General features: G+C 69.7%; 13 protein-coding genes. 6 read left to right on the top strand and 7 right to left on the bottom strand.

Annotated features, from left to right (window positions below; translation table 11 throughout):
* Positions 1–89: 89 nt before the first annotated feature.
* The 3 genes from OIE69_RS03755 to OIE69_RS03745 form a co-directional block, all read right to left on the bottom strand.
* The gene (locus tag OIE69_RS03755) at positions 90–1,178 is read right to left on the bottom strand and encodes a PP2C family protein-serine/threonine phosphatase (protein WP_392567648.1); all 1,089 of its coding nucleotides are present in this window, start codon (positions 1,176–1,178) and stop codon (positions 90–92) included.
* Positions 1,179–1,412: 234 nt separating this feature from the next.
* On the bottom strand, positions 1,413–2,054 hold the full coding sequence (locus OIE69_RS03750; RefSeq protein ID WP_326570483.1) for a hypothetical protein: 642 nt from the start codon (positions 2,052–2,054) through the stop codon (positions 1,413–1,415).
* A 733-nt stretch (positions 2,055–2,787) separates the two neighbouring features.
* On the bottom strand, positions 2,788–3,372 hold the full coding sequence (locus OIE69_RS03745; RefSeq protein ID WP_326570482.1) for a hypothetical protein: 585 nt from the start codon (positions 3,370–3,372) through the stop codon (positions 2,788–2,790).
* Between the two features lie 429 nt (positions 3,373–3,801).
* Between OIE69_RS03745 and OIE69_RS03740 the strand changes: the two genes are divergently transcribed.
* Positions 3,802–4,770 carry an esterase-like activity of phytase family protein gene (locus OIE69_RS03740; protein WP_326570481.1) on the top strand — a complete coding sequence of 323 codons (969 nt, stop codon included), beginning with the start codon at positions 3,802–3,804 and terminating at the stop codon, positions 4,768–4,770.
* Between the two features lie 409 nt (positions 4,771–5,179).
* Here the strand turns inward: OIE69_RS03740 and OIE69_RS03735 are convergent, their stop codons facing one another.
* Positions 5,180–5,308 carry a hypothetical protein gene (locus OIE69_RS03735; RefSeq protein ID WP_326570480.1) on the bottom strand — a complete coding sequence of 43 codons (129 nt, stop codon included), beginning with the start codon at positions 5,306–5,308 and terminating at the stop codon, positions 5,180–5,182.
* Positions 5,309–5,836: 528 nt separating this feature from the next.
* Here OIE69_RS03735 and sigJ point away from each other — a divergent pair.
* The 4 genes from sigJ (at position 5,837) to OIE69_RS03715 (ending at position 11,100) form a co-directional block, all read left to right on the top strand.
* The gene (gene sigJ / locus OIE69_RS03730) at positions 5,837–6,718 is read left to right on the top strand and encodes an RNA polymerase sigma factor SigJ (RefSeq protein ID WP_326570479.1); all 882 of its coding nucleotides are present in this window, start codon (positions 5,837–5,839) and stop codon (positions 6,716–6,718) included.
* Positions 6,719–7,886: 1,168 nt separating this feature from the next.
* Entirely contained in the window at positions 7,887–8,399 is a 513-nt protein-coding gene (locus OIE69_RS03725; protein ID WP_326570478.1) for a cupin domain-containing protein, read from the top strand.
* A gap of 145 nt (positions 8,400–8,544) precedes the next feature.
* Positions 8,545–9,387 carry an alpha/beta fold hydrolase gene (locus OIE69_RS03720; protein ID WP_326570477.1) on the top strand — a complete coding sequence of 281 codons (843 nt, stop codon included), beginning with the start codon at positions 8,545–8,547 and terminating at the stop codon, positions 9,385–9,387.
* Positions 9,388–10,008: 621 nt separating this feature from the next.
* A complete protein-coding gene (locus OIE69_RS03715) occupies positions 10,009–11,100 on the top strand; it encodes an amidohydrolase family protein (RefSeq protein WP_326570476.1) in 1,092 nt (363 codons plus the stop codon).
* A 265-nt stretch (positions 11,101–11,365) separates the two neighbouring features.
* On the opposite strand, the gene OIE69_RS03710 is transcribed toward OIE69_RS03715, so the two are convergent.
* From OIE69_RS03710 to OIE69_RS03700, 3 genes are all read right to left on the bottom strand, one after another.
* A complete protein-coding gene (locus OIE69_RS03710; RefSeq protein ID WP_326570475.1) occupies positions 11,366–12,568 on the bottom strand; it encodes a WD40 repeat domain-containing protein in 1,203 nt (400 codons plus the stop codon).
* Positions 12,565–13,131, bottom strand: coding sequence for a SigE family RNA polymerase sigma factor (locus OIE69_RS03705; protein WP_326570474.1), 567 nt, complete (start codon positions 13,129–13,131; stop codon positions 12,565–12,567). The genes OIE69_RS03710 and OIE69_RS03705 overlap by 4 nt, the downstream gene beginning before the upstream one ends.
* A gap of 498 nt (positions 13,132–13,629) precedes the next feature.
* On the bottom strand, positions 13,630–14,592 hold the full coding sequence (locus tag OIE69_RS03700; RefSeq protein WP_326570473.1) for an NHL repeat-containing protein: 963 nt from the start codon (positions 14,590–14,592) through the stop codon (positions 13,630–13,632).
* A gap of 191 nt (positions 14,593–14,783) precedes the next feature.
* Between OIE69_RS03700 and OIE69_RS03695 the strand changes: the two genes are divergently transcribed.
* On the top strand, positions 14,784–15,377 hold the full coding sequence (locus OIE69_RS03695; protein ID WP_326570472.1) for a DinB family protein: 594 nt from the start codon (positions 14,784–14,786) through the stop codon (positions 15,375–15,377).
* Positions 15,378–15,383 lie beyond the last annotated feature (6 nt).

The following is a 15,383-nucleotide window of genomic DNA, read 5'->3' as shown; positions in this document are numbered from 1 at the left end:
TGGGGCACGTCTCTCATCCTGCGCACCCTGACGGAGCGCCGTCAACGTTTTCCCATCAAGTCACTAGGAAATACTCGGCGGTGGGCGACTCACGGGGCCGTCGTGGCGGTCTTCGTGGCGGTCTTGCGGATGGCGACGCAGGCGATGTCGTCGTTGAGGCTGCCGTTGCCGTGCCGGAGGAGGGCCTGGTGGAGCAGTTCCAGGAACCCGGCCGGTGACGTGGTGGCGGCCTGCCGGGTCCAGGCGGCGAGGGGGAAGAAGGCGCCGTCCGGGTCGCGGGTCTCGCTGACGCCGTCGGTGTAGAGCAGCAGCAGGTCGCCGACGGCGAGGGGGACGCGGTCCACGTGGTAGCCGGAGCCCAGAAGTGCCGCCAGGTTGACCGGCGGTGAGGGGGCGGCGGGCTCGACGGCCCGGGTGCGGCCGTCGTGCACCAGCAGGGCCGGCGGATGCCCGCAACTGAGCACGGAGGCGTGGTCGGCGGCGGGCGGGATCTCCACGATGACGGCGGTGGCGAAGCGTTCGCAGTCGTCCTCCGCGGGCACCGCGGCGGTGTATCGGGCGATGGTGCTCTCCAGGCGCTCCGCGAGGTGCGCCAGGTCGGGGGCGTCGTAGGCCGCTTCGTGGAAGGAGCCGAGGAGCGCGGCCGAGACGCCGACGGCGGGCAGGCCCTTGCCGCGGACGTCCCCGAGGATGAGGCGCAGACCGTGGGGCGTGTCGGCCGCGGCGTAGAAGTCGCCGCCGATGCGGGCCTGGGGCGCCGCGGCGAGGTAGAGGGTGGCGATCTCCAGATTCCGGATGCGCTGCGGCACCGGCCTGAGAAGGACCTCCTGTGTCGCGTCGGCGACGGCGCGGACCTGGGCGAGGGTGTGCTCGCGCTGCAGGCGCAGATGGCTGGCGTAGGCCGCGGCCAGGCTGACGGCGCCGATCGCGCCCGCGGTGTACAGGGCGGACATGTCGGAGAAGGCCAGGGCGTAGCCGATCACCGGGAGCAGGCAGATCATCCCGAGGGCGAGCGTCGCCCGCACGGACCAGACCGACGCGGCGAGCGCGGGCGCCGCCGGCAGCAGCCGGGTGAAGGGGACGTCCTGGGGGGTGAGGACCGCCAGGACTCCGATGACCGCGGTCAGGACCGCGGGGGTCAGCAGAACGGGGTCCCGACGCCGCAGGTTCGACCACATCGTCTGATATCGGGCCAGAGCGCTCATGGCTGGATCGTAGGCGATCCTTGATCGTCTCCCGCGGGTGCGACATCTGATGCCGCGTCCGCCCTGGGTTGCCCTCCGCGGGGCCGCGGCAGTCGCGCGTATCAGTCAGAAGGGGGTTCGAGATCGCCGCGGCCGTCGCTGTGCGGCCCCCGGTCCCAGGGCTCCTCCCGGAGAGGTTCGGGGTCGGGGACGTCGTGGCCCCATGCTTCAAGGGCATTTCGGGCGAAGCGACGGTTGGGGGCGTGGCCGCTGGTGTGCAGGACGGCGCGCGTGCACGGCGAGGTGATCACGGTGCTCGGCGAGTGCGGGGTGTTCGGCGAGAATGAGCGCCGCGATGACGGCGGCCTCGCGTACGTCCTCGTGGCTGTCCCGCAGGAAGGGCGCGACCGCCCGGTAGAGCACCGGCCGCAGGTCCCGGAAGGCCGCCACGGTGGTGCCGGGGGTGAGGAAGCCGGGAAACCACTGCTCAATGCGGCCGACGATCTCGTCGGAGGCGGCGTAGGACGTGGAAACCAGCCAGTTCAACAGCGCCGCGCGGATGGGGAAGTTGCGATAGGCCCGGAGGTTCGCGGCCGCCGGGTGGGTGAGGATGTCGGCGACACACAGGGCGACGGGGGCGGTGGCCTCGTAGACGGTGCTCTGGTGGTTGGCCATCTCACCCAGCTCAGACAAAGCGGTGACCTGGACCTTGGGATCGGGCTCCAACAGCCGCGCGAGGACGTCGGGAAGGTCCTCACCATTCCCGAAGGCCGTTTCGAGCGAGCCCCAATCGGTCTCCGCCAGGACTACCCGGTAGGGCGGCACGTCAGGCTCGCGGGACGCCCCGGCGCTGGAACGGCTCTCGTGCACGGGCCAAACCTAGACCAGACCTCTGACACGATTCCCTTGCGGGCGCGTCATCCGGATCGCGGTCCCGCCGGGGGAGGCTGCCGCACGTGTGGCCCGGCGTCTACGCAGGCGGCAACGTCATGTCATGCGGAAGGTCGCACTGATCATGGTGCAGGTGCAGCCCGCGTAGGTCCTGGAGAGCGGAGACCGGATAGGGGTGCCTGATCCACTTGGTCGAATAGCCGTCTTGCTTCCACCCCGTTCACACTGGAGTGGAACAGCTCGGAACTCGCCAGGTCGCGACTGGCCAAGCCCTATCGCGGCCACGGCGACGGCGACACCTTCTTCGAGGCTGCGCTGGAGATCTTCGGTGACCATGGCGTCGAGGTGGTCCTTCGCTGAAGCGCGTCTCACAGGGTGTTCCGCGGCGTAGAGGTGACCAGTTCATTCGTGGTGTGTGCGCTGGTGCCATAGGTGCCGTAGACGGACACGGTGGCCTGACCATATGCCGCGATCGTCTCGGTGTGTTCGCGGAGGCGACGAGGTGAGGCGCGTTGACGGCCCGCAACCGTGCCTGGGCGGACTCGACGCGCGACCGTCCGGCTACGGTCAAGGTCACCAAGGGTCCCCGGTTCCGCGCGGCTGCCCTGGCGATGGTGTTCCCACTCGATCGGGGTCCTGGTCCGCAGATGGATCCAGTGCTCGGCGGTGGAAGGCTCAACAACTCCTGCGGGCAGCCGCGTTCAGGTGCTCCTCACCACCCGAGCTGCGGCTCGTCCAGGACCGCGCTGCCGATGTGAGCGGCCAGCTTCCGGGCCCGGGGCAGGTCGCCGAATTTGTCCACGTGGACGAAGACCGTGTGGTGTTCGGTCCACCGGCCCAACTGGGCGTGATCGCCCTGGAACACGACTTGGACCCCGTCGTATTTGGCGGACCCATGGAGATCGTCCTCCGGTTCCTCCGGCCACGAGCCGTGCCAGTCGATGCCGGCCATGCCCTGGCCGAGGGCTGCCACGAAGTGGTCCTCCACGCTGCCTCTTGGAACGTCCACCATGACCTCCAGCGGCAGATGCGGTTCCAGCGTGGCGTCGTCCGCCGTCGTGACGTCGAGCTCGAAGGACCTCTCACCTGCCGGGCCGATATGCATTTCCGAGTACGCGAAGCTCGGCTCCGGCAAGACCGCAGCCATCTGCCGCACGTCTGCGATCGTCCGCAGTTCGGCGAAGAGCTCGACCTCGCCGTCGCGCTGTGTCAGCAGCGCGGACAGGCGTTCGGCCTGCCTGAACGCCAGGGCCGCGTCGGTGGTCCGGAGAACGGGATATGCCTTGGAGTTGCCCATGGACCGCACCGTCACACGGAGTCAGCTTCCTGCGCCACCGCATTTCACCGGCTTGCGCTTGCTGTGGCCTCAGTGCCGGACAGACTGAGCCTCGGGATCCTGCGTCACGCGCGCACCGGTGGCCATGCTGTAACCGCGCGGGGGACACGGCCGAGGTCATGGGATCGCCGGCACGTCGACGACCGGGCGCGAGTGGCGGGCTGCCCTTGTGGGAGTCAAGAGATCAAGGCCCAGGCATCCGAAAGCATGCCGGTTGGCATCGTCACCGGCCTGCCGGCCTGTCGCGGACTCGGTCCGGTGAACGAGGCCATCCAGTAGGGTTCCGACGCCGTGATCACTCCAGCCGTGCCGGGATCGCTCCATGGCGGGTTTCGGGCCGGCCGGAAGGTTTGTCGGGGTTCCAGGAGGAATGTTGCGAAGGGGTTTACGATGACCGAATTTCCTGCGGGCTCGGAGCCGAACGCCTGCTCCGCCTGGGCGGTTGTCGACTGGTTCTCCGATGCCCTCGACAAGACCTGTTTCGAGGAGAAGTTCGTCGGCAACATGTCGGCCCTGGCGGTCAGCCCCGAGGGACGCGTAGCCGCCCTCGCGGACCGCTCCTTGCTCTTCCACCTGGACGCCGCGACCCACGAGCCCGTCGAAGTCGTGGCGCTGTACGACGAGAACGGGAAGGAGACGGACTTCGAGGCCCTGGTCTTCGATGAGGACGGCACGCTCCTGATCGCCTCCGAGGAACCGGCCGTTCGTCGCTACACCCCGGAGGGAAAGTTCATCGACAGGCTGCCGGTGCCGGACGGCCTCCTCATCGCGCCTGCGGGCCGGGCCGTGGTCAACGAGACCTTCGAGGGCCTCGCCATGCAGCCCGGCGGCCTCACGCTGGTGGCGTCGATGGAGGGCGCGCTGAGGGGTGACGAGAGCGCCTACGTGCGTTTCCAGGCGTGGGAACGCGCGACGACCGGCGACGAGTTCCGGATCGGCGTGCAGTGGGGCTACGAGCGCGACCGGGGCCTGTTGCTGTCGGACATCTGCGCGTCCGGTGACGGCAGGCTCCTCGTTCTGGAGCGAGGCTTCGACAAGAGCGTCGGCAATATCATCCGGGTCTATCTCGCCGACCCGCGCGAGGCGGACGACGTCACCCACGTCGAGAACCTGTCCGGCCAGGACGACGTTTCCCTGATGAACAAGACCTTGCTGGTCGACATGGTCAACTGCCCGCCACTCGGAGCCACGAACAAGCAGTCGCAGGCCAACCCCCTGCTCGGCAACATCGAGGGAATGGCGATCACCGGGACCACCCCGGACGGTCGTTTGAAGGTCCTCATGGTCACTGACGACAACCAGAGCGACATGCAGACCACCCGACTGTACGGGATGACCATACGGTTGCCCGAACTCTGAGCCCCGCTGCAGGTTCTGGTGGCCAACGCGGTCGGGACCTTCCTGCTCTCCGTCGACGAGGTCCGGACCGCTCTGCCCCGGGTCGAGGAAGCGCTGCAGCGCCGCATCTCCCTGGATCGCCGACAGGATGAGCGCTGTGGGCGACGCGCCCGACTGTGATGCGGCCGAGGCCGTCGACGCGCCCCTGCGGGTCATTCGGCACGCCGCGGGGCCGGATCAGGCGTTGCCGCTCTCAGCCCTCGGTACTGACCTCGGTCCGGCACTCTGCCGGTCCGGCAGTGCCAAACGCTTGAACGTTTGCGATGCGTACGTCCGGCACCGTCGCGCCGAAGGCACTGCCCGGGCTGCCCGCGGGCCCGGTGCGCGCGCCCGGGGGCCCGCCGGCCGGGAGGGGCCGGCGGGCCGCCGATCAGCGTTCGGCGAAGATCGGCGTCCAGTGTCCGGCCGCACCGTCGAGGCCCTTGCTGATACCGCTCAGCGGTACGACCTTGTCGCTGCCGATCGTGACGAGGACGAGCCGGAGGGAGGGCGACTTCACGTCCGGTGTGAGGTCCCAGGCGACTGGGGTCGACCCATCTGTGACCTGCGATAGCAGTGAGCACTCAGCTTGTCGGCTTGGACGAACCGGCTGGTGGAGGTTTTGCCGAACCCCCCCGGGGGCTCCGGGGTGGTGGTGATTCGAGCCGAAGCCCGTCGGTATCCGCCTCGGAGTGGAGGCGGATGCCGGATTCATCCCGTCGGCCGGCGAGAAGGCGGCGGCCGCCAGCCATGGGACCCCGCGCCGGACACGGTGTGACGCCCCTGCGTGCCGGGGCCTCCTGAGCCGGCGGTTCCGTGGGACGCGAGGTCCCTTCGCGTGCTCCACCGTGGTGGGGCCCGTCGACGGTCTCGCCAGTAGAGAGTATATGCTCCTATTTCAGTGGCTCGGCAAAATCGCTGGTCACATCCCGCTCGGCGGTTAGGTAGAGGCGGAAGCGCGCGCTTCCGCCGTGGCGGCATATGTCGATCTGTACTCCCGGCGCAGGGTGCTCGCCTGAGCATCGGGAGGGCGAAGGAGGCCACGTCGATGAAAGTGACACGTGCACCCGGGCCGCCTGGGATGCTCGAGGACGAGTGGGAGGCCCTCCGGCCCGCCGTCTTCGGAGCGGCGTACCGCTTGCTCGGCAGCGTGGCCGATGCCGAGGACGTGGTCCAGGACGTGTGGCTGCGTGCAGCCACAGCCGACCTGCGCGACGTCCGTGACCTCCGGGCCTGGCTGGTCACGGTGGCAGCGCGACGCTCGTATGACATCCTCAAGTCCGCCCGTGCCCGCAGGGAGACCTACGTCGGGCCGTGGTTGCCGGCGCCCCTGCTGACGGGGCCGGACGCTTCTGAGCCGGTGCTGGTCGACGAATCCGTCGGATCCGCGATGCTCCTGGTGATGGAGGAACTGAAGCCGCCCGAACGTGTGGCCTTCATCCTTCACGACGTGTTCGGTCTCGAGTTCAGCCACATCGCCGACGTGCTCGGTGCCTCTGTGGCGGCCGCCCGGCAACTCGCCTCACGGGCACGGCGCAAGGTGGCCGCGGCCAGGCAGTGCACCGTACACGCCTCCCGGGCGGAGCGTGAGCGCCTGCTCATCGCCTTCCGCAACGCCTACGAAGCGGGGGACATGGCGGGCCTGGTACGTCTCCTGCACCCCGATGCCGTGTATGTCACCGACGGTGGCGGCAGGGTCGCTGCGGCGCGCAAGTTCATCAGGGGCGGCGAGCGCATCGCCATGGTGTTGGTGCGGGCGGGGCGCCTGTTGCGGGCGGACAGCATTGAGGTCATCGAGGTCGGGGGCGAACCGGCGCTCCTGCTGCGTCTGGAGGGGCGGCCCGTCTCCGTGGACACGGTGGAGATCGAGGACGGCCTGATCGCCGCCTACCGCAGGGTCCTCAACCCGGACAAGCTTGCGCACGTGTGACACCTCACACCGGGCGGGGCGCCCCAGGGGCGCACGTGTCTGCTTGACCAGGTCTCCTGATTCACTCCGGTTCGTACCGGTACGCGGACCGCACGGATTGTTGCCGGTTGCACTGTGCCGGATGTCTTCGCGCGAATCGGCGGGTGCCGGGGCTGACGGTCCCCGGCACCCGCCGCGACTTCGCGTCCCTGGCGGTCGAGGGCGGCGTCACATACGCGTCGCCGTGACACTTTGGCCGGCCGCTGCCCGGTGGCAGGGAGGCCACTGCCCTTGGTCGCCGTGCGGGCCATGGTTCAGGTCTTCCCGTCGTCGTGGGAGGTCTCGACCGTCAGCCGCACGCCGCGCGGCGCCGCCATGCCGTCCGCCGCAACCGGACGTTCAGTCCCAGGTTGTGCGTGCGCTGCGAGCCCACCGCGGTGCGGGCCTCCACCGGCACGACGGCCACCTTGCCGCGCGCGCCCATGAGTTCCGCGCCGCCGACATGCCGGGTTCCACGGTGGCCAGCCCTGTTTCCTCATCCTCGAAGACCTCGAAGTCCGGGGCCGACTAATGGTCTTCGATGGCATCCCAGCGATGCCTTCTCATTAACTCCCCAGCCACGACCGTCACATTGGCGAGGGCTGTCTCGTCCACTTGAGGAAGCGGCAGCAGAGCGAGGGTGCATCGCGCCGCCCGGCCGTCTCTGCGCGACTCCCGACCGTATGCGCAAAGGGGTGGCGAAATCGCCAGGCAGCGCACCGAGCCGCACCGAGCCACCCGTAACGATCGCAGGAAGGGCTGAACCATCGTGGACACCGTCGCGCACGCCGTAGGCGCCGCGCACGATACGACGTCAAGAGCACAACCATCAGAGGGGTCGACAAAACTCCGAAAGGCAATGACGAGGCTCGGTTGGGGAGTTTCCGGACTCCTGTGCGACTTCGCGATCAGTTGCGGGGTCATACCCGCTTCATGGGACGGAACACGGTGCGGGATTCGCCGTGATGGGAATCCGAATCACCGGTGACCCGCGGGAGGTACGGCCCCCGTCCCGAGCGGCTGCGGAGCCGAATGACGCCCCCCGCGGCCATGTCGGTTCCGCGATGTGTCGCGGGCCCGGGCGGACCGCTGCGACGCCCTTCTTCCATGCCAACCCACGCCAGATTTCGAGGAACCGATGACTTTTTCCTTGGCCGAGCTCGACTCAGACGACCCGCACTGGAACCAGCGCGGCGCGATCTATGTGCCGTCAGGCAAGGGCCCGACGGTGTGGGCCGCCGGCGATGTCTACACGATCAAGGCCACGGGCGCCCAGACCAACGGCGGGATGGGCTTCATCGAGGCCACTGTTCCGGCCGGCGGCGGGCCCGTTCCTCACGCGCACCCCGAGCAGGAAGAGACGTTCTACATCCTCGACGGGGAACTGGAATTCCTCGACGGCGACCACCTCTTCACCGCGGTCGCCGGCGACTTCATCCATATCCCGCGGGGAGTCCGCCACCGCTTCAAGAACAAGGCCAGCCACGCCGCAAGGATGATCTTCATCTTCACACCTCCGGGCCTGGAGCAGATCTTCGTCGATCACGCCCTCCCGGCCAGGCCCGGCGAGGGACCCCCATCCGTCATCGACGACGACCAGCTCGCGCGGTTCGAGATCATGGCCGGGCTGGCGAAGTCGATCATTCTTCCCGAACCATCCTGAATCAGGCGCCGCCCCACGGCCCGATCTGCGTTACAGCAGCGCCAGGTGGTCGTCATCCACGGGGCGTCCGCCGGCAAGGCCGGCGCTCACCCGGTCATGGCCCGCATTCCGGGCTGTGACCGCATCGCACACAGGAGAACCCAGCATGCTCGAAGGCTTCGAACACGGCTATGCCGAGGTGAACGGCACCCGGCTGCACTACGTCACCGGAGGAGAGGGCGAGCCGCTCGTCCTCATGGACGGATGGCCGCGCACCGTGCACGCGCTGCGCGAGATCCTCCCCCCGCTGGCGCAGCGCTTCCGCGTCATTGCCGTGGACTACCGCGGTCAAGGCGCGTCGGACAAGCCCGCCGGCGGCTACGACAAGAAGAACATGGCCAAGGACGTCTACGAACTGATCCGCGGCCTGGGCTACGAGCGGGTCAACATCGCCGGCGGGGACATCGGGGCGATGGTCGCCTACAGCTTCGCCGCGAGCTACCCCCAGGCCACGAAGAAGCTCGCCATCTGGGAGGGAGGACCCTTCTCCCAGATATTCATCGACTTCATCAGCTCCTTTCCGCTGCCGGATCAGCCGAACCCCTGGTGGTACCCCCTGAGCCAGGTCGACGGCCTGCCCGTCAAGCTGCTGGAGGGACGGTTCCGGCACATCATCGACTGGTCGGCCGAGCACCTGGCGCTGCACCCGGAGCGGATCAGCGAGGATAGCCGGGCCCTGTACGCCGCGGCCTACGACGCACCCGAGGCGGTGGCCGCGGCCTTCGGCGTGTACCGGACGTTCCACCAGGACTTGGCCGACAACAACTCCTACCCGCCGCTGACCATGCCCGTTCTGGGCCTCGGCGGCCAGTACGTCGCCGTGGTACAGGCGATGATGGAAGGCAAGGCGGACGACATCCGTTTCAGCACCATCGCCGACAGTGGTCACTACATCGCGGAAGAGCAGCCGGCCGCGCTTGTCGCCGAGTTGGAGAAGTTCTTCGGCTGACGCCGTCGCACAGGCGCGGCGAGTCGTCACATCCGTGGGGGCGACCTCGTCTCCTTGACGGGGCGGGGCGCAGACCCCACGAGGGTCGACGACCTCACCCGGAAGTCGGCGGGGCGGGCGTCACTACCGTGTCGACTGCCGCCGAGGTGGAGTGACCCACCTCGCGGACCGCAGTCCTCGCAGACCGCGTCATCCCGCCCGGCACCACAAGCGGCGCGTATGGCAGCCGTAAGCCCCGGGTGGAGAAGCGTCACCTGGCAAAGGAGCGGCCCCCAGACCGCCGAATGGGGGCCGCCTCCCTGAGACCGGGCCGCGTCCGGGTCGCCGTGCGGCCACGGGCGGGGATCGCGTGTCGGCTGCCTCGTCCCCCTGGCCGGAGTCGAATCTCGCCGGCGGGCCTGCAGACGGACCGCCGAAGTGGGCCTACACGCATTTCAGCGGGTCGGTCGCACCTGCGCGGCCGGAGCCCTGCGCCGCTCCGGACGTGCCGAACAACCGAGTCACCCAAGTTTTCCGATCGGAGAAATACCGTTGCGTTCCTTTGCCCTGCACGCCGGATCGATGTTTGACGGATACACCCTGTCGGGTCCGGCCACTGTGTACGTCTCGGGGGACCGGATCGTGCGCGTGGACCGAACCGGCGGGCTGCCCGCCGACGGCAGCGAGGTCATCGACTTCGGCGGCTCGGCCTGCCTGCTGCCGGGCCTGATCGACACACACGTCCATCTGGCCTTCGACGCCGGCACGGACCCCGTCTCGTCCCTGGTCTCCATGTCGGACAGCGACCTGCTGACGCACATGCGGACCGCGGCCCGATCCGCCCTGCTGGCCGGCATCACCACCGTGCGCGACCTCGGCGACCGCGGCTACCTCCTGCTGGACCTCGTGGAGGAGATGACCGTGCACCCGGAACTGGGCCCGGAGATCCTGGCAGCAGGTCCTCCGCTGACCACACCGGGCGGCCACTGCCACTTCTTCGGCGGCGAGGTCGAGGGCACTGAAGCGCTTCGAGCCGCCGTACGCCGGCGCCACGCCCGCGGCTGCGGCGTCGTCAAGATCATGGCCAGCGGCGGCCACATGACGCCCGGTTCGGTACCGCCGCACGCGTCCCAGTACAGCCTGGACGACCTGCGTGCCGTCGTGGACGAAGCACACCGTCTCGGGCTGCCGGTGGCCGCCCACGCCCACGGCATGCAGGCCATCCGCGACGCCGTCGAAGCGGGTGTCGACAGCGTGGAGCACGTCTCCTTCCTCACCGCGGACGGCATCGCCGCCGACCCCGGCCTCATCGACGCCATCGTGGCCAAGGGAACCTTCGTCAGCGTGACGCTGGGGCTGGACCCCGAAGAGGTCATGCGGCTGCCCAAGCCGCAGGCCGACTACGTCAGTGCCGTCATGGACACCTACGGCAACCTGCACAAGCACGGCGCCAACGTCGTCATCGGCTCGGACGCCGGTATCGGGCCCGCGAAGCCCCACAACGTCCTCCCGCACGGCGTGGCCAACCTCGCCGGACTGGGCGTCGCGCCGCTGGATGCGCTCAGGTCCATGACCAGCTCGGCGGCCCGCCTGTGCCGCGTGGAGGGCCGCAAGGGCCGCATCTCCGCCGGCGCCGACGCCGACCTTCTCGTCGTCGACGGTGACCTCGCGCACGACCCTTCGGCCGTCCTCGACGTACGGGCGGTCTTCCGCGCCGGTACGCGCGTGCGGTGAGCTGACGGGCTTCCGCTGGACCGCGCGGTGGATGAGGACGGCATGAGGTTGATGCCCGAGGAAGTGGGTGACGCTCTCTTCGTTGCGACCGCCCGGAAGGCAAACCCGGTCGCGGTCCTGTACTACGGCCTCGGTGGTCAGGGTTGAGGAAGCCCTGTTCCTGCCCGGTGCGCGGCGAAGCGCCGCCCTCTGCGCGCACCGGCGGGCCCGCCGGCCGGGAGGGGCCGACGGGCTGCTGCTGTCGGTTCGGCCGGCGGGCCGCCGATCAGCGTTCGGCGAAGACCGGCGTCCAGTACCCGGCCGCACCGTCGAATCCCTTGCTGATACCGCTGAGCGGTACGACCTTGTCGCTGCCGATCGTGACGAGGACGAGCCGCCCGACGGACCCGTCCGAGCCCGGTGTGAGGTCCAGGGCGATCAGACGCTCGTTGTCGACCCAGGCGAGAAGTTCTCTCCCGCGCACTGTGGTGACCTTCTTGCCGGTGTAGGCGTCGAGAAGCTCGGTGTACCACTTGAACTTGGTGCCCCCTGAGAGGCCCCCGAAGAGCTTGCCGTCCGGGGACAGCCCCACGCCGCGGTACCGCTCCGCTTGAACCTCGTTCGCGGGCGTGGCGACCTCATCGCCGGCGAAGTCGTAGTACTGACGGAGGGGACGTGACGTGGTCCCGCAGTAGACCAGCTTTCCGTCGTGGTTGAAGGCGCAGTCCGCGTGGCTGCCTCCCCTGCCGGCGTCGGTGACCCCGCTCCAGGATCCTTTCCCGGAAGCCACCTCCAGGACGTAGAAGCCGGTCCGGCCGGTCGGCCTGCCCGGCGGCGTCACCCAGTCGCCGTCGCCGTCGCCGTCGGTGTCGGAGCGCGACTTGACCCGCAGTTCCGGATTCTTGCTGTACGTCGTCGCGAGGAGCCTGCCGCCGTCGGGTGAGAACTCGACGCCCGCGACGCCGCGATCGACCGGGATCCAGCGCTCTACCTCGCCAGTGCGCAGGTTGAGCAGGCCGATCCGCTTGGCGGGCAGGTCCCTTTCCAGAACGGCGGCGGTCCGCAGGCCGGGAGCGACGTCGACGACGGACCACTGGGGCGTCCTCACGTACGTGCCGGTCTTCGGGTCGAGGAGCCGGTAGGCGCGGACGGCGGCACCACGGGCGTCGGTCTCCCAGGTGTAGTACGCGGCAAGTGCGAGGGGGCCCGCCGCGATCAGGTCGCGCGGCGGTGTCTGGTCCGGATGGGCGAGGATGCCGTTCCGGTTCGTCTCGCTCGCAATGCGCACGTCGTCCTTGCCGATGTTCAGGAGCGGGACGGCCACCGCGACGGCGACCACGGCGGCGGTGGCCGCGGCGGCGGACGCCAGCGCCCGGTTCCGGCGGCGCCTTCGGACCGTCAGCACCCGATCGGCGAAGCCAGGCCCCAGTGCCGGCTGTTCGGCGGCCTGCTCGCGCAGCGAGTCGCGCACCAGCTCGTCGACGTTCACGGACGCACCTCCACGGGCGAGTAGTCACGGGACCGCTGGTGCTCGGCGTCCACGGCGCCGAGTGCGGCCAGTTCGGGGGCCAGGCCCCGCAGCCGGGCCAGGGAGCGGTACGTGGTGGACCGCACCGTGCCGACCGAGCAGCCCAGCAGACGGGCGACGTCGGCCTCGGGCAGGTCCTCGAAATAGCGCAGGACCAGGACGGTGCGCTGACGGGCGGTGAGCCGGGCCAGTGCGGCGCGCATGACGATGCGCAGGTCGGCCGCGCCGGGTTCGTCGCCGGCGCCGTGGCGCCCGGGGTTCTCCGGCGGCTCGGAGACGCTGAGTTCGCGCCGCGGCCACTTCAGCCGCCAGCGGCTCACCTGCTGGCGGTAGAGGATCTGCCGTACGTACGCCTCGGGCTCCTCGATGCGGTGCCAGCGTCCCGCGGCTTTGATCAGCGCGTTCTGCAGCAGATCCTCGCCCGCGTGCCGGTCGCCGCCGCTGAGCAGGACGGCGGTCTTCAGCAGCGCGGACGACCTGCTCTCCACGAAGTCCCTGAAGTTTTCCTGGGCCTCGGCATCCATCGCCACCTTCTCTAGTTGCTCTGAGATCTTCCTCAGCGGGCTCGCTGTCCTTGATGACGTCCGCACCAACCCCCCGCTATGCCTGTGTGCGCAGGAAATGGGCGGGAGGCCGGCGGCGTGTGCTGCGACGACGGCTCGCCAGCCGGTGACGGGCGGTTGGTTCCGGCGACCGTCGAGGACGGCCACAAGGTCCTCAAGGACCCCGACGAACTCCGCAGCCGCGATCTCGGCCACGAAGATCTCGCCCGCATGCTCGGGATGCCTGCGCAGCTCGTATTCGGCTTCGGTCTCGTCGTCACCCCCGGCGTGGGGCATGAGGTGCCGGTGTCGCGGCTTCCGGCGACAGGCCGTCGAACTGCGGCGGCGAGTTCTCAGCCTTCTGCCGCACAGGCGGCGCCGCCTCGCGTGATCGGCGGGCCGCACAGGGACCCCCGCTACGGGGAGGCGTCCGCCGGGCGGCGTGGGCACTCCACGGCGGCCCGGCGGACGCGAGGGGCGTCACTCCACGAAGTGGCCCGGGCCGACGACCTTCCACTGGCGGGTGTCCGGGTCCTCGATCGAGGCGTAGGGGGCCTTGAAGACCAGCACCTGCTCGGTGGAGCGCTTGATGGTCCACAGCTCGGGGGTCCTGCCGGAGCGGTCCCAGGCGATGGCCTGGCCCTCGACGTCGGGCAGCTTGACGGTCGCCACCCAGCGCAGGTCCGAGCCCTCGGACGGGACGTCCATCACGTACGCCTCGTCGTAGTCGTGGCCGGTGATCCACAGCCGGCCGTCGGGGCCCCACGAACCACCGGAGTTGCTCATCGGCCGGACTCTGTCGAGGAGTTCCTGCGGCAGCGTCCAGGCCTCCACGACCCGGAACCGGTCGTCGAGCTTGACGATCTGGGTGTTGTCGGTACCGCCGTACGGCTCAGTCGAGCCCGCCGGGGGCTTGTCGTAGTTGGCGAAGGCCGCCCACCACGCACCGTCGTGCCGGTCCAGCCAGGTCAGCGAGCCGCGGTCGATGCCGAAGCTGAAGGTGTCGATGTGCTTCATCGTCCGGGTGTCGAACACCTCGACGGAGCTCTTCTCGGGCGTGATGTTGTAGTTCGAGGTCGCCGCGTACAGCTTGTCACCGACCACGGTGGCGCTGTCCATGTGGATGATCGGGCCGTCGGCGTCGCCGACGAACTGCAGGAGCGGTTCGCCGGTCGCCTTGTCGTGCTTGGTGATGGTCTGGTTGTTGACGGCGTAGAAGTACTTCTGGTCGACGGCGACACCCTGCCGCGCGTCGAAGGCGGCGAAGGTGTGCCGGAGTTCGGCCGTGTACTCCGCGGGGGCCGCGGCGGCCGTCTTCGCGACCGCCGTCTTCGCGACCGCCGGGGTCGAGGCCTCGGCGGATCCGAGGCCGGTGGCCGCCATGAGTGCCGCCGCCGCCAGGCAGGCTGCCGCGGCTGAAGCGATCTTGGTCCGTGCGCGCATGGTTTCCCTCGGTCGATCCGGTGACAGGGCAGGGTTCGACCCTGACGCGGCCGAAGATCGTCCACGCGAACTCCGGGGGAGCGACGGGTGAAAGGCAGACCGACCCCTGCCGCGCCCCGGCCGGCTTCTCCGCGTCCGCGACCGCCCGTTCACGAGGGCCGCCGTCGGTGGCGGGTGGGAGACTGCCCGGCATGATCGAACCGAATCCCAAGGCGGATCTCCTCCGGTACCTGCAGGACGCGCGGGACACCCTGCTGTGGAAGTTGGAGGGGCTCTCGGAGTACGGCGTCCGCCGCCCCCTGACGCCGACGGGGACCAATCTCCTGGGGCTGGTCAAGCACGCCGCCGGTGTGGAGCTGGGCTACCTGGGCGACACCTTCGGGCGGCCGTTCTTCGCGGGCGAGCGGCCCTCCTGGTACCGGGAGGACGCGGAGGCCAACGCCGACATGTGGGCCACCGCGGACGAGTCGCGCGAGGAGATCACCGGGCTGTACCGCCGTGCCTGGGAGCACGCGAACGCCACGATCGAGGCGCTGCCGCTCGACGCGGTGGGCAACGTCCCCTGGTGGCCCGAGGAGAGGCGGGCGGTGACCCTGAACCATGTGCTGGTGCGCGTGATCGCGGACACCCAGCGGCACGCCGGCCACGCCGACATCCTCCGCGAGCTCATCGACGGCAGCACCGGCTTCCTGCAGGGCAACGACAGCATCCCGCCGGGCGACGGCGCCTGGTGGGAGGAGTACCGCGGCCGGCTCGAGCGCGCGGCCCGCGAGGCCGGTGGCTGACGTCGG

Origin of the sequence: Actinacidiphila glaucinigra, from assembly GCF_035918135.1 — a bacterium.
Classification (GTDB): Bacteria; Actinomycetota; Actinomycetes; order Streptomycetales; family Streptomycetaceae; genus Actinacidiphila; species Actinacidiphila glaucinigra.
The sequence above is the reverse complement of the archived record's forward strand: the minus strand, read 5'-3'. Positions and strand labels throughout refer to the sequence as shown.